The sequence below is a fragment of the Clostridium sp. JN-9 genome, from assembly GCF_004103695.1.
Classification (GTDB): Bacteria; Bacillota; Clostridia; order Clostridiales; family Clostridiaceae; genus JN-9.
Genome location: NZ_CP035280.1, coordinates 3019766 through 3039777 on the forward strand (window position 1 = coordinate 3019766; position 20012 = coordinate 3039777).

Annotated in this window: 36 protein-coding genes; all 36 read right to left on the bottom strand. The window is 35.1% G+C overall.

What is annotated here, in order from left to right:
- Window positions 1–23: 23 nt before the first annotated feature.
- The gene (gene rplQ, locus EQM05_RS14450; protein ID WP_128750760.1) at window positions 24–365 is read right to left on the bottom strand and encodes a 50S ribosomal protein L17; all 342 of its coding nucleotides are present in this window, start codon (window positions 363–365) and stop codon (window positions 24–26) included.
- 34 nt (window positions 366–399) lie between these two features.
- Window positions 400–1347 (bottom strand): DNA-directed RNA polymerase subunit alpha, encoded by a 948-nt coding sequence (locus EQM05_RS14455; protein WP_128750762.1) that lies wholly within the window; start codon window positions 1345–1347, stop codon window positions 400–402.
- A gap of 61 nt (window positions 1348–1408) precedes the next feature.
- Window positions 1409–2029 carry a 30S ribosomal protein S4 gene (gene rpsD, locus EQM05_RS14460; RefSeq protein WP_128750764.1) on the bottom strand — a complete coding sequence of 207 codons (621 nt, stop codon included), beginning with the start codon at window positions 2027–2029 and terminating at the stop codon, window positions 1409–1411.
- A 23-nt stretch (window positions 2030–2052) separates the two neighbouring features.
- Window positions 2053–2451 carry a 30S ribosomal protein S11 gene (gene rpsK, locus EQM05_RS14465; RefSeq protein ID WP_128750766.1) on the bottom strand — a complete coding sequence of 133 codons (399 nt, stop codon included), beginning with the start codon at window positions 2449–2451 and terminating at the stop codon, window positions 2053–2055.
- Window positions 2452–2463: 12 nt separating this feature from the next.
- On the bottom strand, window positions 2464–2835 hold the full coding sequence (gene rpsM, locus EQM05_RS14470) for a 30S ribosomal protein S13 (protein ID WP_128750768.1): 372 nt from the start codon (window positions 2833–2835) through the stop codon (window positions 2464–2466).
- A gap of 132 nt (window positions 2836–2967) precedes the next feature.
- The gene (gene rpmJ / locus EQM05_RS14475; RefSeq protein WP_017753001.1) at window positions 2968–3081 is read right to left on the bottom strand and encodes a 50S ribosomal protein L36; all 114 of its coding nucleotides are present in this window, start codon (window positions 3079–3081) and stop codon (window positions 2968–2970) included.
- Between the two features lie 16 nt (window positions 3082–3097).
- Window positions 3098–3316 carry a translation initiation factor IF-1 gene (gene infA / locus EQM05_RS14480; protein WP_128750770.1) on the bottom strand — a complete coding sequence of 73 codons (219 nt, stop codon included), beginning with the start codon at window positions 3314–3316 and terminating at the stop codon, window positions 3098–3100.
- 7 nt (window positions 3317–3323) lie between these two features.
- A complete protein-coding gene (locus EQM05_RS14485) occupies window positions 3324–3605 on the bottom strand; it encodes a KOW domain-containing RNA-binding protein (protein ID WP_128750772.1) in 282 nt (93 codons plus the stop codon).
- 189 nt (window positions 3606–3794) lie between these two features.
- The gene (locus EQM05_RS14490; protein ID WP_128750773.1) at window positions 3795–4445 is read right to left on the bottom strand and encodes an adenylate kinase; all 651 of its coding nucleotides are present in this window, start codon (window positions 4443–4445) and stop codon (window positions 3795–3797) included.
- Window positions 4446–4467: 22 nt separating this feature from the next.
- On the bottom strand, window positions 4468–5745 hold the full coding sequence (gene secY, locus EQM05_RS14495) for a preprotein translocase subunit SecY (RefSeq protein WP_128750775.1): 1278 nt from the start codon (window positions 5743–5745) through the stop codon (window positions 4468–4470).
- Entirely contained in the window at window positions 5746–6186 is a 441-nt protein-coding gene (rplO, locus tag EQM05_RS14500; protein ID WP_128750777.1) for a 50S ribosomal protein L15, read from the bottom strand. It lies immediately after the preceding gene.
- 21 nt (window positions 6187–6207) lie between these two features.
- Window positions 6208–6387 (bottom strand): 50S ribosomal protein L30, encoded by a 180-nt coding sequence (rpmD, locus tag EQM05_RS14505; protein WP_128750779.1) that lies wholly within the window; start codon window positions 6385–6387, stop codon window positions 6208–6210.
- Between the two features lie 12 nt (window positions 6388–6399).
- On the bottom strand, window positions 6400–6897 hold the full coding sequence (rpsE, locus tag EQM05_RS14510; RefSeq protein WP_128750781.1) for a 30S ribosomal protein S5: 498 nt from the start codon (window positions 6895–6897) through the stop codon (window positions 6400–6402).
- A 15-nt stretch (window positions 6898–6912) separates the two neighbouring features.
- Window positions 6913–7272: a 50S ribosomal protein L18 gene (gene rplR / locus EQM05_RS14515; protein ID WP_128750783.1), complete on the bottom strand. Its 360-nt coding sequence runs from the start codon at window positions 7270–7272 to the stop codon at window positions 6913–6915.
- 18 nt (window positions 7273–7290) lie between these two features.
- Complete coding sequence (gene rplF / locus EQM05_RS14520; RefSeq protein WP_128750785.1) at window positions 7291–7833, bottom strand: 50S ribosomal protein L6; 543 nt, start codon at window positions 7831–7833, stop codon at window positions 7291–7293.
- A 22-nt stretch (window positions 7834–7855) separates the two neighbouring features.
- Window positions 7856–8254 (bottom strand): 30S ribosomal protein S8, encoded by a 399-nt coding sequence (gene rpsH, locus EQM05_RS14525; RefSeq protein ID WP_128750787.1) that lies wholly within the window; start codon window positions 8252–8254, stop codon window positions 7856–7858.
- A gap of 30 nt (window positions 8255–8284) precedes the next feature.
- Window positions 8285–8470, bottom strand: coding sequence for a type Z 30S ribosomal protein S14 (locus tag EQM05_RS14530; RefSeq protein WP_128750789.1), 186 nt, complete (start codon window positions 8468–8470; stop codon window positions 8285–8287).
- A gap of 14 nt (window positions 8471–8484) precedes the next feature.
- Complete coding sequence (rplE, locus tag EQM05_RS14535) at window positions 8485–9027, bottom strand: 50S ribosomal protein L5 (RefSeq protein WP_128750791.1); 543 nt, start codon at window positions 9025–9027, stop codon at window positions 8485–8487.
- A 22-nt stretch (window positions 9028–9049) separates the two neighbouring features.
- On the bottom strand, window positions 9050–9373 hold the full coding sequence (rplX, locus tag EQM05_RS14540; RefSeq protein ID WP_128750793.1) for a 50S ribosomal protein L24: 324 nt from the start codon (window positions 9371–9373) through the stop codon (window positions 9050–9052).
- 20 nt (window positions 9374–9393) lie between these two features.
- On the bottom strand, window positions 9394–9762 hold the full coding sequence (gene rplN, locus EQM05_RS14545) for a 50S ribosomal protein L14 (protein ID WP_128750795.1): 369 nt from the start codon (window positions 9760–9762) through the stop codon (window positions 9394–9396).
- Window positions 9763–9790: 28 nt separating this feature from the next.
- Entirely contained in the window at window positions 9791–10045 is a 255-nt protein-coding gene (gene rpsQ / locus EQM05_RS14550) for a 30S ribosomal protein S17 (RefSeq protein ID WP_128750797.1), read from the bottom strand.
- A gap of 21 nt (window positions 10046–10066) precedes the next feature.
- Window positions 10067–10279, bottom strand: coding sequence for a 50S ribosomal protein L29 (gene rpmC, locus EQM05_RS14555; RefSeq protein WP_128750799.1), 213 nt, complete (start codon window positions 10277–10279; stop codon window positions 10067–10069).
- Window positions 10269–10712 carry a 50S ribosomal protein L16 gene (rplP, locus tag EQM05_RS14560; protein WP_128750801.1) on the bottom strand — a complete coding sequence of 148 codons (444 nt, stop codon included), beginning with the start codon at window positions 10710–10712 and terminating at the stop codon, window positions 10269–10271. The genes rpmC and rplP overlap by 11 nt, the downstream gene beginning before the upstream one ends.
- Window positions 10713–10729: 17 nt before the next feature.
- Window positions 10730–11401: a 30S ribosomal protein S3 gene (gene rpsC / locus EQM05_RS14565; protein WP_128750803.1), complete on the bottom strand. Its 672-nt coding sequence runs from the start codon at window positions 11399–11401 to the stop codon at window positions 10730–10732.
- Between the two features lie 15 nt (window positions 11402–11416).
- The gene (gene rplV / locus EQM05_RS14570; protein ID WP_128750805.1) at window positions 11417–11752 is read right to left on the bottom strand and encodes a 50S ribosomal protein L22; all 336 of its coding nucleotides are present in this window, start codon (window positions 11750–11752) and stop codon (window positions 11417–11419) included.
- Between the two features lie 21 nt (window positions 11753–11773).
- The gene (rpsS, locus tag EQM05_RS14575; RefSeq protein WP_128750806.1) at window positions 11774–12058 is read right to left on the bottom strand and encodes a 30S ribosomal protein S19; all 285 of its coding nucleotides are present in this window, start codon (window positions 12056–12058) and stop codon (window positions 11774–11776) included.
- A 67-nt stretch (window positions 12059–12125) separates the two neighbouring features.
- The gene (gene rplB / locus EQM05_RS14580; RefSeq protein WP_128750808.1) at window positions 12126–12959 is read right to left on the bottom strand and encodes a 50S ribosomal protein L2; all 834 of its coding nucleotides are present in this window, start codon (window positions 12957–12959) and stop codon (window positions 12126–12128) included.
- Window positions 12960–13009: 50 nt separating this feature from the next.
- A complete protein-coding gene (rplW, locus tag EQM05_RS14585) occupies window positions 13010–13306 on the bottom strand; it encodes a 50S ribosomal protein L23 (RefSeq protein ID WP_128750810.1) in 297 nt (98 codons plus the stop codon).
- Complete coding sequence (gene rplD / locus EQM05_RS14590) at window positions 13306–13926, bottom strand: 50S ribosomal protein L4 (RefSeq protein WP_128750812.1); 621 nt, start codon at window positions 13924–13926, stop codon at window positions 13306–13308. Before rplD ends, rplW begins: the two co-directional genes overlap by 1 nt.
- 17 nt (window positions 13927–13943) lie before the next feature.
- A complete protein-coding gene (gene rplC / locus EQM05_RS14595) occupies window positions 13944–14579 on the bottom strand; it encodes a 50S ribosomal protein L3 (protein WP_128751136.1) in 636 nt (211 codons plus the stop codon).
- A 79-nt stretch (window positions 14580–14658) separates the two neighbouring features.
- A complete protein-coding gene (gene rpsJ / locus EQM05_RS14600; RefSeq protein WP_128750814.1) occupies window positions 14659–14967 on the bottom strand; it encodes a 30S ribosomal protein S10 in 309 nt (102 codons plus the stop codon).
- Between the two features lie 353 nt (window positions 14968–15320).
- On the bottom strand, window positions 15321–16514 hold the full coding sequence (gene tuf, locus EQM05_RS14605; protein ID WP_128750816.1) for an elongation factor Tu: 1194 nt from the start codon (window positions 16512–16514) through the stop codon (window positions 15321–15323).
- 40 nt (window positions 16515–16554) lie between these two features.
- Entirely contained in the window at window positions 16555–18618 is a 2064-nt protein-coding gene (fusA, locus tag EQM05_RS14610) for an elongation factor G (RefSeq protein WP_164917312.1), read from the bottom strand.
- Window positions 18619–18698: 80 nt separating this feature from the next.
- The gene (gene rpsG, locus EQM05_RS14615; protein ID WP_128750819.1) at window positions 18699–19169 is read right to left on the bottom strand and encodes a 30S ribosomal protein S7; all 471 of its coding nucleotides are present in this window, start codon (window positions 19167–19169) and stop codon (window positions 18699–18701) included.
- Between the two features lie 132 nt (window positions 19170–19301).
- Window positions 19302–19679 carry a 30S ribosomal protein S12 gene (gene rpsL / locus EQM05_RS14620; RefSeq protein WP_128750821.1) on the bottom strand — a complete coding sequence of 126 codons (378 nt, stop codon included), beginning with the start codon at window positions 19677–19679 and terminating at the stop codon, window positions 19302–19304.
- A gap of 83 nt (window positions 19680–19762) precedes the next feature.
- Window positions 19763–20005, bottom strand: a complete 243-nt coding sequence (locus tag EQM05_RS14625) for a ribosomal L7Ae/L30e/S12e/Gadd45 family protein (RefSeq protein ID WP_128750823.1) — start codon at window positions 20003–20005, stop codon at window positions 19763–19765.
- Window positions 20006–20012 lie beyond the last annotated feature (7 nt).

Consider the following 20012-nt stretch of genomic DNA (forward strand, 5'->3'; position numbering starts at 1 on the left):
GATATACTTAATCCCCGAAATATTTATACTAGTTCTAGTATAACCATTTCAGCTCCGTCTCCTCTTCTTGGGCCAACTTTATACATTCTTGTGTATCCACCGTTTCTTTCTGTATATTTAGGAGCTATATTTTCAAATAAGTTTTTAACTACTTCTTCCTCAGTAACAAAAGAAAGAACTTGTCTTCTAGCATGTAAGTCTCCTCTTTTGGAAAGAGTTATCATTTTCTCTGCTAAATTTCTAGTTTCTTTTGCTCTTGTTTCTGTTGTCTGTATTTTACCATGTTTTAAGAAACTAGTAACAAGATTTCTAAGCATTGCTCTTCTCTGATCAGTTGGGCGTCCTAACTTACGCTGTATAGCCATTTCTGTACCTCCTTATCTAAATCTTTACGATCTATTATTCTTCACTCTGTTTTAATCCTAATCCTAAAGCCGCTAACTTTTGCTCAACTTCTTCAAGTGACTTTCTTCCCAGGTTCCTAACCTTCATCATATCATCCATAGTTCTTTCTGTCAGCTCCTGTACAGTGTTTATTCCTGCTCTTTTTAAGCAATTGTAGCTTCTAACAGAAAGATCTAGTTCTTCAATAGTCATTTCAAGAACTTTTTCCTTCTTATCCTCTTCTTTTTCAACCATTATTTCTACATTGTTTGCATGATCTGTTAATGTCATAAACAATTTAAAATGTTCAATAAGAATCTTAGCGGATAAACTTACTGCATCTTCAGGCATTATTGTCCCATTAGTCCATACTTCAAGGGTTAATTTATCATAGTCAGTAATTTGACCTACTCTTGTGTTTTCAATAGCAAAATTAACTCTTTTCACAGGTGTATATATGGAATCAACAGCAATTGTGCCAATTGGCATGTCAGCTGTTTTATTTTTATTCTGAGTAACGTACCCTCTACCTCTGTTAATAGTAATCTCCATATATAATTTTCCAGCCTCGTCAACAGTCGCAATATGTAAATCCTTATTAACTATTTCAACGTCACCATCAGTTTTAATATCTCCAGCCTTTACCTCACAAGGTCCCTTTGCATCAATATAAATTGTTCTTGGTCCCTCGCCTGTCATTTTTATTGCAAGAGATTTAATATTTAATATTAGCTCAGTAACGTCTTCTTTTACTCCCTGTACAGTAGAGAATTCATGAAGTACACCGTCAATTTTCACATGATCTGCAGCAATTCCTGGTAATGATGAAAGAAGAATTCTTCTTAAAGCATTACCAAGAGTTATTCCATAACCTCTCTCTAATGGTTCTACAACAAATTTACCATATGTACCATCAGGAGTTGTTTCAACACATTCTATTTTAGGTTTCTCTATATCTAACATTTACATAACCCTCCTTCTTTTAATATACTCTTTATTTTGAGGGCAACTGATTCTACATCAATTATTTACTGTATAACTCAACTATTAGTGTTTCATTTACAGGTACATCAATGTCTGCTCTTGAAGGTTCTGCTACAACTCTTCCTTCAAAATTTTCAACATTAGCTTGCAGCCAATTTGGTAATGTCTTTGGGTTCTCAGCAAATACTTTGAATTTCTCTGTAGCCTTGCTTTTCTCGCTTACAGTTATAACATCATTTACTTTTAATGTATATGATGGAATATCTACCTTGTGCCCATTTACTAAGAAATGACCATGTGTTACTAACTGCCTTGATTCACTTCTTGAGTTGCCATAACCTAATCTAAATATTACATTATCCAATCTCATTTCTAAAAGCTTAAGTAAATTTTCACCAGTAATACCTCTTAATTTATCTGCTCTTTCATATATTGTTCTAAACTGGCTTTCTAATATTCCGTATATCCTTTTAGCCTTTTGTTTCTCTCTTAGCTGTAAGCCATAGTTTGATATTTTTTTTCTGCTCATTCCATGTTGTCCAGGTGCATAGCCTCTTCTAGCAAATGCACATTTATCTGTATAACATCTATCACCTTTAAGAAATAATTTTAAGCCTTCTCTTCTGCATAATCTGCATGATGGTCCGGTATATCTTGCCATTCATTACACCTCCTGTTTCTATACTATACTCTTCTTCTCTTTGGTGGTCTACATCCATTATGTGGAATAGGGGTAACATCTTTAATTAATGTAACTTCTAAACCTGCTGCTTGTAGGGATCTTATAGCAGCTTCTCTGCCTGCTCCCGGTCCCTTTACATAAACTTCAACACTCTTTAATCCGTGTTCCATTGCTGCTTTTGACGCTGTTTCAGCTGCCATTTGAGCTGCATATGGAGTACTCTTTCTTGAGCCTCTAAATCCTAATCCACCAGCGCTAGCCCATGATATTGCATTTCCTACAGTATCAGTTATTGTTACTATAGAGTTATTGAAAGTTGATTTTATATGAGCACATCCGTGTTCAATGTTTTTTCTTTCTTTTCTTCTTCTTGTTTTTTTAACCTTTGATCCAGCTGCCATCATTTACCCTCCTTACTTCTTCTTTTTAGCACCTATCATTTTCTTTGGTCCTTTTCTAGTTCTTGCATTTGTCTTAGTCTTCTGACCTCTTACTGGAAGACCTTTTCTATGTCTGATACCTCTGTAACATCCTATTTCTATAAGTCTTTTAATACTAAGAGCAACTTCTCTTCTTAAATCGCCTTCAACTTTGAAGTTTTTGTTAATGTAATCTCTTAGTGCATTAACTTCTTCCTCAGTAAGATCTTTTACTCTTGTATCTGCATTAATTCCTGTAGCTGCAAGGATTTCGTGTGAACTAGGTAATCCTATACCGTATATATAAGTCAGACCTATTTCTACTCTTTTTTCCTTTGGTAGGTCAATACCTGCTATTCTTGCCATTAAAGTTTACACCTCCTGAAATCTAATTGATATACTATATTTATTTATATAAAGTCCTAGGTCATTAGAATAATATCTAATGTCAGCCGCTCCTAAAACATTATTAGCCTTTGGCTTAAGTCTTTTATTTAATTAGCCTTGTTTTTGTTTGTGCTTTGGATTTTCACAAATAACCATTACTTTTCCTTTTCTTTTGATTACTTTGCACTTTTCACACATAGGCTTAACTGATGGTCTTACTTTCATAGCTAACCCTCCTTAATTACTTTGCTCTCCAGGTTATTCTACCGCGAGTTAAATCATATGGAGATAACTCAACTGTAACCTTATCGCCTGGTAATATTCTTATAAAATTCATTCTTAATTTTCCTGATATATGTGCCAGAATCTTCTGCCCGCTTTCTAGTTCTACTTCAAACATTGCATTAGGTAAAGCTTCTAAAACAGTACCTTGCATTTCTATTACATCATCTTTTGACATAAGGTAATCAAACCTCCTTATTAGGGTCATAAGACTGCAAAAACTTTCTAACAATAGAATTACTTATTTTTTTCCCAGATAATATTGATTCTCTAATATCATTGGCTATTACATTAGTAAAGCTTAAATGTCTTATCTTTTTCTTTTTTGGTTTTTCAACTGCTCTCAGGTCACCGTCGGATATATATACATAATTTTCATCTAAAATTCCAACAACAATAAAGTACCTTCCGCTATCTCTACCGTTTTTAGAACAGACTACTTTTCCAATATTACAATTCAAGTCCATAAAGTCACCCCTTATAGCAAAGTTAAAATCTCTGGTCCATTATCTAGTATTGCTACAGTATTTTCATAGTGAGCTGATAAACTTCCATCTACTGTAACCACTGTCCAGCCATTTGGTCTTACTTTTACATTGAATTGACCAAGTTACCTTGATAAGACTTTCAGCTTCTTTTGAAACACTGCCAACTATTTAGATATCGCTCCCTAGAAGTGTACAAATATTTTTAAACACTTCATCAATTGTACCAGTACCATCCACTACAGAAAGTACCTGGTGCTTCTTATAGTAATCTATAAGTGGTTGTGTCTGCTTACTATACACATCTAGTCTATTATTTACTGTTTCCTGTGAATCATCTTTTCTTTGGATTAATCCACTGCCACATACATCGCACTTTCCTTCAGTTTTAGGAGGATTGAATTTTACATGGTAACTTGCTCCACAGTTAGAGCATACTCTTCTTCCAGTCATTCGTTCTAAAACATAGTCAAAAGGAACATCTATAAGTAAGGCACTATCAACTTTTGTATTTAAACTTCGTAAAATTTCATCTAATGCCTCAGCCTGTTGTACAGTTCTTGGGAATCCATCCAGCAGAAATCCATTTTTACAATCTTGCTGTTTTATTCTGTCTTCAACAATTCCTATTGTAACTTCATCAGGCACTAACAATCCTTTATCAATATAACCTTTTGCTTCAATTCCTAAGGGTGTTTTTTCAGAAATATTTTTTCTGAATATATCTCCCGTTGATATATGTGGTATTGAAAATTTACTACTAATTGATTTTGCCTGAGTGCCCTTTCCAGCTCCTGGGGGGCCTAACAAAATTATTTTCAAATGAACCATCTCCAACTACTTTTTACTTTAAAAATCCATGATAGTGACGCATTACCAGCTGAGATTCTATTTGTCTCAAAGTTTCTAGTGCAACACTAACAATAATTAATAGTCCAGTACCGCCAAATCTTATACCTTTAAAATTTGAATAGCCTTCCATTATTATTGGGAGCACAGCAATTATTCCAGCAAAAGCCCCACCTATAATGGAAATCTTTCCTAATACATTTTCAATATAATCGGATGTAGGTACTCCTGGTCTTATCCCTGGTATAAAGCCTGAAGATTTATGCATGTTTTCTGCCATTTCTTCTGGTTTAAATGTTACCTGAGTGTAGAACCAGGTAAAGAAAATTGTTAGTACGAAGTATGTTAGGGCATACTGCCAACTACTTTCTTTAAATATGCTGTACTTTCCTGCAGTAATAAACTTATAAAAAGCTGAGTTTGGCCAAAACTGTCCTATTGTAATTGGAAACTGCATTACTGATATTGCAAAAATTATGCCTATAACGGCAGATGCATTAACATTAATAGGTATATGTGTAGACTGTCCTCTATACACTTTGCCTCCAACTGTTTTACCAGCATATTGTACAGGAATTCTTCTTTCTGCTAAACTCATTACAACAACTGCCAAAAATAATGCTACAACCACGGCAATAAATATTATAACCTCTACAAAATTAACTGTTTCTGCCTTTTGAAGACCTGCTATCTGATTTATAGAAGAAGGAAATCTTGAAATAATATTAATAAAGATCAATATTGAGATTCCATTACCTATACCATGTTCTGTAATCTTATCACCAAACCACATCAAGAATGTTGATGCAGTAGTAAGAGTTAAAACCATCATAAACATATTAAATTTAGAAGTATCAGTTATAGCACCCTGCTGTGAAATTATTGCGTAAGTGCTGAATGATTGAATCAATCCAAACACAACAGCAAAGTATCTTGTATAATTTTGAATCTTTTTTCTTCCCTCTTCGCCTTCTTTTGATAATTGCTCTAAAGAAGGAATTGCAATAGTCAATAATTGCATTACTATGGATGAATTGATATATGGTACTACTCCCATAGCAAATATACTAAATGAACTAAACGCACCACCTGACATGAAATCATAAAATCCAAATAAGGATCCACTATTAACAAGCGCTGCTAATTTACTAGTATCAATCCCAGGGACAGGAATATGATTTCCCATCCTGAAAATTGCAACCATAAATAGTGTAAATAGAAGTCTCTTTCGAAGATCAGGAACTTTCCAGGCATTACGTAGGGTTGATAACATCTATATCACCTCAGCTTTTCCTCCAACTGCTTCTATTTTTTCAGCAGCGACTTTAGAAAACTTGGATGCCTTAACAACTAACTTCTTTGTTAATTCACCATTTCCCAATACCTTTACTCCATTCTTTGCCTTCTTTACTATTCCTTTTGAAAACAATAATTCTGGAGTTACTTCTGTACCATCCTCAAATATATTTAATTTATCAACATTGATAAAAGCAAATTCTTTTGCAAATATGTTTGTAAAACCTCTTTTAGGAAGTCTTCTGAATAAAGGCATCTGACCTCCTTCAAAACCTGGCCTTACTCCGCCGCCTGATCTTGACCTTTGACCCTTTTCACCTTTACCTGAATTTCTACCTAGACCTGAACCAGTACCTCTTCCTAATCTCTTAGGTGATTTTCTAGCTCCTTCTGCTGGTCTTAACTCATGAAGTTTCATCTATTCCACCTCCTCTGATTTTTACGCTTCTTCAACTTTTAGAAGATAGCTTACTTTATTAATCATACCTTTTATTTGAGGAGTATCCTCATGTTCAACTATACTATTTATTTTCTTTAATCCAAGAGCATTAACTGTAGCAATATGATCTTTTTTTCTTCCAATTAAGCTCTTTGTCAAAGTTATTTTAAGTTTAGCCAAGGTAAATCCCTCCTAACCTAAAATCTCTTCAACGGACTTACCTCTTAAGTTAGCTATTTTTTCAGCTGTTCTTAATCCGGCCAATCCGTTAATTGTAGCATTAACCATGTTTCTTGGATTGTTTGAGCCTAATGATTTAGCTCTAACATCCTTTAATCCAGCAAGTTCAAGTACTGCTCTTGCGGGACCTCCAGCTATAACTCCTGTTCCTTCTGGAGCTGTTTTAATCAATACTCTGCCAGTTCCAAATTCTCCCATGATGTCATGTGGAACTGTTGTACCTACCATTGGTACTTCAACTAAACTCTTTTTAGCATCTTCTACTGCTTTTCTGATTGCCTCAGGTATTTCTACGGATTTTCCCATACCAACACCTACGTGGCCATTTTCATCTCCAACAACAACTAAAGCACTGAATCTGAAATTTCTACCACCTTTAACAACCTTAGCAACTCTGTTTATAAATACAACCTTTTCCTTTAGATCTAAAGTGCTAGGATCGATTCTCATTTATTTCCCTCCTTTTTAGAACTGTAAGCCAGCTTCCCTTGCGCCTTCTGCAAGTTCCTGTACCCTTCCGTGGTATATGTATCCACCTCTATCAAAAACTACTTCTTTAATACCGTTATCTAAAGCCTTTTTACCTATCATTGTTCCAACTAACTTTGCAGCTTCTTTATTGCTTCCAATGCCTTGGAAATCTTTTTCCAAACTTGATGCTGAAGCTAGTGTCTTTCCAGCAACATCATCTATTATTTGAGCATATATGTTCTTTTCACTTCTAAATACAGCTAATCTTGGTCTTTCAGCTGTTCCAAAAACTTTCTTACGAACTCTTAGATGACGCTTTTCTCTGGATTTCTGCCTATCTTGTTTTTTAAACATGTAATTCACTCCTTTCTATTACTTCTTACCAGTTTTACCTTCCTTACGTCTTATAACTTCGTCATCGTACTTAATTCCTTTTCCCTTGTAAGGTTCAGGTTTCCTCCAAGTTCTGATTTCTGCTGCTACTGCACCTACTAATTCCTTGTCAATTCCTTTAACAATTATCTTGTTTGCAGCAGGCGTTTCAAAAGTAATGCCCTCAACTGGTTCTATTTCAACTGGATGTGAATATCCAAGGTTCATAACTAATTTCTTACCTTGTAATTGAGCTCTGTAACCAACTCCAACTAATTCCAATGTTTTTTGGAAACCGGTTGTAACTCCAATTACCATATTGTTTACTAAAGCTCTTACTAATCCGTGTTGAGCTCTTGTTTCTTTGTCTTCATTCTCTCTTGTAACTACAATGAAGTTATCTTCCAAAGCTATGTTTACTTTGTTTGGCATAGTCTTTACCAATTGACCCTTAGGTCCTTTTGCAGTAACAACGTTATCTGGCGTTACTGTAACATTTACACCATTAGGTATTGCTATTGGAAGTTTTCCTATTCTTGACATAATTACACCTCCTGTTCGTTCATTACCAAATGTAGCAAAGAACTTCTCCGCCTACTCCAAGTTTTCTTGCTTCTCTATCTGTAACAATTCCATTAGATGTTGATATCAAAGCAACACCAAGTCCGTTTAATACCTTTGGAATTTCTTCTTTTCTACAATAAACTCTTAATCCTGGCTTTGAAATTCTCCTTAAACCAGTTATTACTCTTTCTTTGTTCTGACCATATTTCATCGTTATTCTTAACATATTTACGGAGCCATCTGCATACTCCTCAATATTTTTTATATATCCTTCTTGAAGCATTATGTTTGCCATAGCCTTCTTAATGTTAGAAGAAGGTACTTCTACTATTTCATGTTTAACTACGTTTGCATTTCTTAAACGAGTTAATAAATCAGCGATAGGATCAGTCATTCCCATTTATTGTGCCTCCTTTCATATATAACTATATTACCAACTAGCCTTTTTACAGCCTGGTATTTCGCCTTTGTAAGCTAATTCTCTAAAACAAATACGGCAAATTCCAAATTTCTTGAGTACTGAATGTGGTCTGCCGCATATTCTGCATCTTGTATAAGCTCTAGTTGGGTACTTAGGTTCTTTACTCCACTTTTCTATTAAAGCTTTTCGTGCCACGTTTTTACCTCCCTTTATTGAGCAAATGGCATTCCAAGGAATCTTAATAACTCTCTTGCTTCCTCGTCAGTCTTTGCAGTAGTAACAAAAATTATATCCATGCCTCTTACTTTGTCAATCTTATCATATTCAATTTCAGGGAATATTAATTGTTCTTTAATTCCTAAAGAATAATTTCCTCTTCCATCAAATGATTTGTCAGACACTCCTCTGAAGTCTCTAACTCTTGGCAATGCAATGTTCATTAATTTATCTGCAAATTCATACATTTTTTGTTTTCTTAATGTAACCTTACATCCTATTGGCATATTTTCTCTTATTTTAAAGTTAGCTATAGATTTTTTTGCTCTTGTCAATATTGGCTTCTGACCAGATATTATTGTCATATCACTAACTGCCGATTCTAAAACTTTTTGGTTTTCTTTGGCCTCACCAACTCCCATGTTGATGATGACTTTCTCAAGTTTTGGTACTTCCATAACATTAGCGTAGTTAAATTTCTCTATTAATGCTGGAATTACTTCTTTATCATACTTCTCTTGTAATCTTGGAATCATCTATTGTACCTCCCTTCGAAAATTAGAATGTTTCTCCGCACTTTTTGCAAACTCTAACTTTAGTTCCGTCTTCTAAGACTTTATGACTAATCCTAGTTGCTTTCTTACATTTTGTACAGTATAACATAGCTTTTGAACTATATATAGGAGCTTCCTTTTTGATTAAGCCGCCCTGCACATTTTCTTTATTTGGTTTTTGATGTTTTGTAACAACATTAACATCTTTAACCAATATCTTTCCTTTTTTAGGAAATACTGCTAATACCTCGCTGATCTTACCTTTATCTTTACCTGATACAATCATAACAGTATCCTTTTTTCTAACATGTATTTTATTTAAAGTCATTATTTAGCCACCTCCCTATCCTAAAGAACTTCAGGTGCTAATGATAAAATTTTTGTAAATTCTCTATCTCTTAGCTCCCTTGCAACAGGTCCGAAGATACGAGTTCCTCGTGGCTGTTTATCGTCTTTAATTATTACAGCTGCATTTTCATCAAATCTTATATAAGAACCATCTGCTCTTCTTAAACCTTTTACTGATCTAACTATGACAGCTTTGACAACTTCACCTTTTTTAACAACACCGCCTGGTGTTGCGCTTTTAACGCTAGCAACTATTATATCACCAATGTTTCCCCATTTTCTCTTGGAACCACCTAATACTCTAATGCACATAATTTCCTTAGCGCCTGAATTATCTGCAACCTTCAACAATGTTTGTTGCTGAATCATGAAAACAACCTCCTTTCAGCATTAAATGCTATTTTGCCTTTTCAACTATTTGAACAAGTCTCCATCTTTTTTCCTTTGATAATGGTCTTGTTTCCATAATCTCTACTCTATCATTAATTTTAGCTTCATTATTTTCATCATGAGCCTTAAATTTCGTTGTTCTATTAATAGTCTTTCCGTAAAGTGGATGGCGAACTTTTGTTTCAACAGCAACTATAATAGTTTTATCCATTTTATCTGAAACAACTCTTCCTATTCTTGTTTTTCTATTTCCTCTTTCCACAAGACAAACCTCCTTTCAGATTTACTGTTCAAATTTCCTTAGTTCTTCTTCCCTAAGGATGGTCTTAATCTGGGCTATAGACTTCTTTACTTCTTTTATTCTCATTGGATTTTCTAATTGACCTGTGGCTAATTGAAATCTTAAATTAAACAATTCTTGCTTTAGGTCACTTAGCTTTACTTGTAAATCTTGAGGACTGTTTTGTCTTAGATCTTGTAATTCTCTAGCCTTCATTAATTTCACCACCCATTTCCTCAAAATCTCTTCTTGTTACAAACTTTGTTGAAACAGGAAGTTTATGTGCAGCAAGTCTCATAGCTTCTCTTGCTATTTCTTCTGTAACACCAGATAATTCAAATAATACTCTGCCTGGTTTAATAACTGATACCCAGAATTCAGGTGAACCTTTTCCTGAACCCATACGTGTTTCAGCAGGCTTTTCTGTTACTGGTTTGTCTGGGAAGATCTTTATCCAGAGCTTTCCTCCCCTTTTAATGTATCTATTGATAGCTATTCTGGCAGCTTCAATCTGATTGCTTGTAATCCAGCCACATTCTGTTGCCTGTAAAGCAAAATCTCCGTATGCAATGAAGTTTCCTCTAGTTGCCTTACCTTTCATTCTGCCACGTTGTACCTTACGATGCTTAACTCTTTTAGGCATTAACATGTCCTATTCCTCCTTCCTTATGCGTTGGCTTCTTCCTTTATTGAGTTTTCCTTTTTTGTTGGAAGAACTTCGCCTCTATATACCCATACTTTTACTCCGATTTTTCCATATGTTGTATTTGCTTCAGCAAATCCATAATCTATATCAGCTCTTAATGTCTGTAGTGGAATTGTTCCTTCATGATACTGCTCAGTTCTAGCTATTTCAGCACCACCAAGTCTTCCAGCACAAGCTGTTTTAACACCCTTTACTCCTGTTTTCATTGCCCTTTGTATTGTTTGTTTCATAGCTCTTCTGAAAGATATTCTCTTCTCAAGCTGCTGAGCAATGTTTTCAGACATTAACTGAGCGTCGCTGTCAGCTGATTTTACTTCTACAATATTAATTAATATATTTTTATCAGTTACAAGCTTCTGCAAGTCTTTCTTAAGTGCTTCTATGCCTGAACCGCCTTTTCCTATAACCATTCCTGGTTTAGCTGTATATATGTTCAATTTTACTCTTTTAGCTGCTCTTTCAATTTCAATTTTTGAAATTCCAGCATTACGCAACTTATTTTTCACGAATTTTCTTATGGTATTATCTTCTACTAAGTAATCAGCAAAGTTTTTACTACCTGCATACCACTTAGCATCCCAGTCTTTTATAACACCAACTCTTAGACCGTGTGGATGTACTTTCTGTCCCATCTGTTTCCCTCCTTCTTAAGCTCTTTCTTTTACTACAACAGTAACGTGGCTAGTTCTTTTCAATATTCTAAATGCCCTGCCTTGAGCATGTGGTTGAAATCTTTTTAATGTAGGTCCCTGACAAGCATATGCATCAGAAACATACAATCTGCTTACATCTAAATTTAAATTATTTTCTGCATTTGCTACAGCTGATTTTAATACCTTGTATATAACTTCAGCCGCATCTTTTGGAGTATAATTTAATATAGCAAAAGCCTCATTAATATTTTTCCCTCTAATTAAGTCAAGAACAACTCCAACTTTTCTCGAAGACATTCTCACATATTTAGCTATAGCTTTAGCTTCCATTGTTTTGACCTCCTTTCTAAGTTACTTCAAACCGGTAGTTTTTTCTGATTTATCAGCATGACCTTTGAAAGTTCTTGTGAGAGCAAATTCTCCAAGCTTATGTCCTACCATATCTTCAGAAATATATACTGGAACATGTTTTCTTCCATCATGAACAGCAATTGTATGACCTATCATCTGTGGGAAAATTGTTGAACTTCTTGACCAGGTCTTTAAAACCTTCTTTTCTCCACTTTTATTCATATCATTGATTCTTTTTAATAATACTTCTTGAATGTAAGGTCCCTTTTTTACGGATCTACTCACTTTTTTGGCCTCCCTTCACACAATGTGATTCATAGTTATTGAAGAGAATAATATTATTCTCTTCAGACTATTTAGCATTTCTTCCTTTAATAATAAATCTATCTGAATACTTTTTATGTTTTCTGGTCTTGTATCCAAGTGCTGGTTTGCCCCATGGAGTTAATGGGCCTGGATGACCTACAGGTGCCTTACCTTCACCACCGCCGTGTGGATGATCATTAGGATTCATTACAGAACCTCTTACAGTTGGTCTTACGCCCATGTTTCTCTTTCTTCCAGCTTTACCAAGGTTAACAATTTCATGTGTTAAGTTTGAAACTGTTCCTATTGTTGCTTTGCATTCTATTCTTACGTATCTCATTTCACCGCTTGGAAGTCTTAATGTAGCGTACTCTCCCTCTTTAGCCATTAACTGTGCGGAACTACCTGCTGATCTAACAAGCTGAGCTCCTTTTCCAGCTGATAATTCAACATTGTGAATTATTGTACCTACTGGGATATTTTTTAATGGTAAGCAGTTTCCTGTCTTTATATCTGAATCTGGGCCTGATACAACTGTATCTCCAACTTTTAAGCCAACTGGAGCTATTATGTATCTCTTATCACCGTCAGCATATACTACCAGTGAAATGAATGCTGATCTGTTTGGATCATATTCAACTGTAGCAACTTTTGCTGGCACACCATCCTTATTTCTTTTAAAATCAATAATTCTATATTTTTGTTTAGCTCCACCACCAATGTGACGAACTGTTATTTTACCGTTGGCATTTCTACCACCAGTTCTTTTTTTTGATACAAGAAGTGACTTCTCTGGTGCATCTGTTGTTATTTCCTCAAATGTACTTGCAGTCATCTGTCTTCTTGATGGAGTGGTAGGATTAAACTTCTTTATTGCCATTTGGTTTCCCTCCTTCTCTTAGCTTATCTGGTTTCTAACCAATACCTGCTTTATTGCATTCCTTCAAAGAATTCTATTGATTTGCTTTCTTCTGTTAACTTAACAATAGCTTTCTTTTGATCTGCTCTTTTCCCAATATGAACGCCGACTCTTTTTGTTTTTCCAAGAGTTTTAATAGTTTTTACATCTGCTACTTTAACCCCAAAAACATCTTCAACTGCTCTTTTTATTTGAGATTTATTAGCGTGTATGTCAACTATGAAGGTGTATTTCTTATCAGTCATGGAAGCCATGCTTTTTTCTGTTACAACTGGTCTTCTTATAATATCATAATTTGTTAACTTCATTATGCATACACCTCCTCAATTTTTGATACAGCATCCTTAGTCACAATGAATTTATCATACTTTAATATTTCATATACATTTAAATTGTTAACTGGTAAAACAGCTACTCCTTCAATGTTCCTTGCTGATTTATAAACATTTTGGTTTGCTTCAGCTGTAACAATTAAAGTTTTATTGGCATTAAAAGCCTTCAATACAGCTACCATTTCCTTAGTTTTTGGAACAGCTACTTCAAGGCTGTCAATTACTATTAACTGATTATCAAGAACTTTACTTGATAATGCTGATTTCATAGCAACTTTTCTCATTGACTTTGGAATAGAAACTCTGTAATCTCTTGGCTTTGGTGCGAATACAATTCCACCATGAATCCATTGTGGTGCCCTTATAGAACCCTGTCTGGCTCTACCAGTTCCTTTTTGTCTCCAAGGCTTTATTCCGCCTCCTGAAACTTCAGATCTTGTTTTACTGCTTTGTGTTCCTTGTCTTTTATTAGCTAACTGAGCAACTACAACCTGGTGTAATGCATCTTTGTTAACTTCAAATCCAAATACGCTGTCAGACAATTGGATTTCATCAACTTTCTGTCCTTCTTTATTAAATAATCCTACTGTAGGCATTCTGCATCCTCCTTTCTCTAAGCTTCAGCTTTTACTGAATTTTTAATAACTACAAAGCCCTTGTTTGGACCAGGAACTCCGCCCTTTATTAAAATAAGGTTTTTCTCAGGTATGATTTTTGCTACTTGTAAGTTTAAAACAGTAGACTTAACATTTCCCATATGTCCTGGTAATTTCTTGTTTTTAAATGTTCTTGATGGATCTGAAGATGCTCCCATTGAACCTGGTGCTCTATGGAATTTTGATCCATGGCTCATAGGTCCTCTTTGTGCATTCCATCTTTTTATTGTACCCTGAAAACCCTTACCTTTTGAAACTCCGGTTACATCAACTTTTTCACCTGCTGTAAATGTGTCAGCCTTTATTTCCTGTCCTACCTGATAATCACTAGAATTCTCAAGTCTGAACTCTTTTACTAATTTCTTTAATGTAACACCTGCTTTATTGAAGTGTCCTTTCTTTGGCTTGTTAACTAATTTTTCTCTTACATCAAAAAAGCCTACCTGTATTGCTTCGTAACCATCCTTTTCTACTGTTTTCTTCTGAGTTACTACACATGGACCTGCTTCAATAACTGTAACTGGTACTATTTTACCAGCTTCATCAAATATCTGAGTCATACCAAGTTTTTTTCCTAGTATTGCTTTTTTCATCATTTACACCTCCTAAACATATTAGCGGACCACTTTATGGTCATAATAGTTCGTAATAGTGATCTATCTATTACAATAATTATAGTTTTATTTCTATGTCTACTCCTGCTGGCAAGTCTAATCTCATTAAAGCATCAACTGTTTTTGGTGATGGACTTATAATATCAATTAGTCTTTTATGTGTTCTGATTTCAAACTGCTCTCTTGAATCCTTATACTTATGTGGAGCCCTTAAGACTGTAATTACATCTTTTTCTGTTGGTAGTGGAACTGGGCCTGCCACCTTTGCTCCTGTAGTTTTTGCGGTTTCTACGATTTTTTCAGCTGATTGATCAAGAATATTGTGATCAAAAGCCTTTAATCTAATTCTTATTTTTTGTTTTGACATTTGATTCCCTCCTTTTCTTGCACGCTTTACTTCATACGTACAACAGCGGATACGTTCTGTAAACTGCTCCGGGTGTTGCATATAATATTCAATAACAAACCCTTTGCATCAGAACTACTGTCGCCTGATTCGAGATCATGGCATACTCAGTCAAGAATTACCCGGAAGCCCGGCAACCTCTTGCCTCATCGCTGTTATCACATTACAACTCTTATAGTATACAATATTTTTTTTTATTTGACAAGTATTTTTTTAAAAGGCTTAAATGTGTGTTTCGTTAAATTAAAAGGGGAAAGGCGTCCCTCTCCCCTAAGCATAATTTTTAATTCATAGATGTTTCAGCAAATTATTAATTATTCAATAATTTTAGTAACAACACCTGATCCAACTGTTCTTCCGCCTTCTCTTATAGCAAATCTTAATTCTTCGTTCATTGCAACTGGTGTTATTAACTCAACTGTCATATCTATATGATCTCCAGGCATTACCATTTCTACTCCATCTGGTAATTTTATTGATCCTGTTACATCTGTTGTTCTGAAGTAAAATTGTGGTCTGTATCCATCAAAGAATGGAGTATGTCTTCCGCCTTCTTCTTTCTTTAATACATATACCTGACCTACAAATTTATGATGTGGATGTACTGAACCTGGTTTTGCTAATACCTGGCCTCTTTCAATTTCTTCCCTCTGTATTCCTCTTAACAATGCTCCTATGTTGTCTCCTGCTTCTGCTCTGTCCAGTGTCTTCCTGAACATTTCTACGCCTGTTACTACTGTCTTCTTCTTTTCTGTGCTTAGGCCTACGATTTCTACTTCATCGCCTATTTTTAATTCTCCTGTTTCTACTCTTCCTGTTGCAACTGTTCCTCTTCCTGTTATTGTCATTACATCTTCTACTGGCATTAAGAATGGTTTGTCAGTTGCTCTCTTTGGTGTTGGTATATAGCTGTCTACTGCATCCATTAATTCATATATGCATTTTGTTGCTTCTGGATCATCTGGATTCTCTAATGCTTTTAATGCTGATCCTACTATTATTGGTGTGTCATCTCCTGGGAATCCATACTCATTTAATAGCTCTCTTACTTCCATTTCTACTAATTCTATTAATTCTGGATCATCTACCTGGTCTGCTTTGTTTAAGAATACTACTATGTACTGTACTCCAACCCTGCTTGCCAACAGTATATGCTCTCTTGTCTGAGGCATTGGACCATCTGCTGCACTTACTACCAGGATTGCTCCATCCATCTGAGCTGCTCCTGTTATCATGTTCTTTACATAGTCAGCATGTCCTGGACAGTCTACGTGTGCATAATGTCTCTTATCTGTCTCATATTCAACATGTGCTGTGTTGATTGTGATTCCTCTTTCTTTTTCTTCTGGTGCTTTATCTATTTCGTCATACTTTGTTGCTGATGCATAGCCTTTCTTTGACAGTACCATTGTTATTGCTGCTGTTAATGTTGTCTTACCGTGGTCTACGTGTCCTATTGTTCCTATGTTTACATGTGGTTTTGTTCTTTCATATTTTGCTTTTGCCATTTTTCATTTCCTCCCTTTGATGTTAATTATTATTTTATCATTATTTTTCTCCAACTATTTTTTCTACAATACTCTTTGGAACTTCTTCATAGTGATCAAACTGCATTGTATAAACTCCTCTGCCTTGTGTTCTGGATCTAAGTACTGTTGCATATCCAAACATTTCTGACAGTGGAACGAATGCTCTAATAACCTGTGCACCATTTCTTGATTCCATTCCTTCAATTCTGCCTCTTCTTGAGTTAATGTCTCCCATTACATCTCCCATGTATTCTTCAGGTACAATTACTTCTACCTTTTCCGTAGGTTCAAGCAATACTGGGTCAGCTTTTGATGCTGCATTTTTAAAGGCCATGGATCCAGCAATTTTGAAAGCCATTTCTGATGAGTCAACATCATGGTATGAACCATCAACTACTTTAACTTTGAAGTTTATTGTTGGATATCCTGCAACTACACCATTTTCTGCAGCTTCCTTAATACCATTATCTATTGGCTGAATATATTCCTTTGGAATTGCTCCACCTACAACAGCATTTTCAAATGAATATCCTTCTTCTGATGGTGACATTTCAATCCAGCAATGTCCATATTGTCCACGTCCACCAGATTGTCTTACAAATTTACCCTCAGCTCTAACAGATTTTTTAATTGTTTCCTTATAAGCAACCTGAGGCTGACCAACATTACATTCTACTTTAAATTCTCTTGTAAGTCTGTCAACTATTATTTCAAGATGTAATTCTCCCATACCTGCAATAATTGTCTGTCCTGTTTCAGTATTAGTATATGTTTTAAATGTTGGATCTTCTTCTGCTAGTTTGCTTAGCGCTATGCCCATTTTTTCCTGACCAGCCTTTGTCTTAGGCTCTATTGCAACAGATATAACTGGTTCTGGGAATACCATACTTTCAAGTACGATAGGATGAGCCTCATCACAAAGTGTATTACCTGTAGTAGTATCTTTTAATCCGATTACTGCTCCAAGATCACCTGCTCTTAATTCTTCAACATCCTGCCTATGGTTTGAATGCATCTTAACTAATCTGCCTATTCTCTCTTTCTTTCCCTTAGTTGAGTTTAACACATATGTACCGCTTGTCATTACACCTGAATAAACTCTAACGAAAGCTAACTTTCCTATGAACGGATCTGTAGCTATTTTAAATGCCAATGCAGACATTGGTTCATTATCATCTGACGGCCTGTGCTCTTCTTCATTAGTATCTGGATTTGTACCTTTTATAGCTGGCACATCAAGTGGTGATGGCATATATTCAACCACAGCATCGATCATTGGCTGAACTCCCTTATTTTTGTATGAAGAACCACATACTACTGGAACCAAAGAGTTATCAATAACACCTTTTCTAATTGCTTTATTTATTTCTTCAATTGTTAATTCTTCACCATCAAGGTATTTCATCATTAATTCTTCATCTTGTTCAGCTACAGCTTCTAGTAAATTTGTTCTGTATTCTTCTGCCTGATCTTTTAATTCTGCTGGTATCTCTACCTCATCCATTACTGTCCCTAAATCATCTTCATATATTATAGCTTCATTTTTAATTAAATCTACAATACCTTTAAATTTATCTTCTGCTCCTATTGGAATTTGAATTGGCACTGCATTACAATGTAATCTATCTCTTAAAGTGTTAATACACATAAAGAAATCAGCACCAGTTGAATCCATTTTATTTACATACACCATTCTAGGTACTTTATAATTATCTGCCTGTCTCCATACAGTTTCAGTTTGCGGCTCAACACCACTTTTAGCATCTATAACTGTAACTGCACCATCAAGTACTCTTAATGACCTCTCAACCTCAACTGTAAAATCTACGTGTCCGGGTGTGTCTATAATATTTATAACATGATCTTTCCACATACAAGTTGTCGCAGCTGATGTTATTGTTATACCTCTTTCTTGTTCCTGAACCATCCAGTCCATTGTAGCCTGGCCTTCATGGACTTCACCAATTTTATGGGTCTTACCTGTATAGAAAAGTATTCTTTCTGTAGTAGTCGTTTTTCCAGCATCTATATGTGCCATTATTCCTATATTACGATACTTCTCTAATGGATACTCTCTTGCCACTATTTTTTCCTCCTCTCAAGCTGTGAATTTTAGATTTGACAAAACTGTTCCGGTAAGTGAACCAAAACAGTTTTGTATTATTAATATCTGTAATGTGCAAATGCCTTGTTTGCCTCTGCCATTTTATGAGTTTCTTCTCTCTTTTTAACAGCTGCTCCAGAATTATTAAATGCATCTAACAATTCTCCAGCAAGCCTTTCTTTCATGTATTTTTCTCCTCTTTTTCTTGCAGCACCTAACATCCATCTAATTCCTAATGTCTGTCTTCTTTCAGGTCTAACTTCCATAGGTACCTGATATGTAGCACCACCTATTCTTCTTGCTTTAACTTCAAGAAGCGGCATTACATTATTCATAGCTGTTTCGAATACTTCAATAGGATCTTTACCTGTCTTTTCTGCTATTGTATCAAAAGCTGCATAGCAAATTTTCTCTGCTACACCTTTTTTACCATCTTCCATTATGCTGTTTATTAATTTTGTAACAACCTTACTGTTGTATAGTGGATCTGGTAATACATCTCTTTTTGCTATATGTCCTTTTCTTGGCACTTTTCTTCCCTCCTTAACAATTGTATTTAAGTTCATCGGTACTCGGCTTGTAAGCCGCAAAATGCTTTGTACTTCTGCAAGTTTTAAATATCTATTTTAAATGCCGAAGACACAGCATCTTAATTCAAATTATTATTTTTGCTTTGGTCTTTTTGCGCCATACTTAGATCTACTCTGCATTCTGTTAGCAACACCTGCTGAGTCTAAAGCACCTCTAACAATATGATACCTTACACCTGGAAGGTCTTTTACTCTTCCACCTCTTATAAGAACAACACTATGCTCCTGTAAGTTATGTCCTACACCTGGAATATAAGCAGTTACTTCATAGCTGTTTGTAAGTCTTACTCTGGCAATTTTTCTTAAAGCTGAGTTAGGCTTCTTTGGCGTAGTAGTTTTAACTACAGTACATACTCCTCTTTTTTGAGGGCATTCTTTTAGTGCTGGTGCATTTGATTTGGTTGTTATTGTCTTTCTGCCTTTTTTTACTAATTGGCTAATTGTTGGCATTAGTTACACCTCCTTCATAGTTTTCTTACAAACTTTTACTAACATACTTTTAAAATGTATATTAAATTTTAGTTATAAGCTTATTAATCATTTAGAATTAAAGCTGCTGATGCTCCTACGTCTATGCCACATAGTCTGCCTAATTCCTTCATTGTATCAACATATTTAATTTCAACAGTATGTTCTTCAGCAAGACTTTTAACCTGCTGAATTAACTTTTCATCAGCATCACATGCAATATAAACAGTTTTTCCCTGTCCAGATTTAATGCATTTTATTGTCTGCTTTAACCCTATAGCTTTCTTACCTGTAAGCCTATGGACCATAATTGAC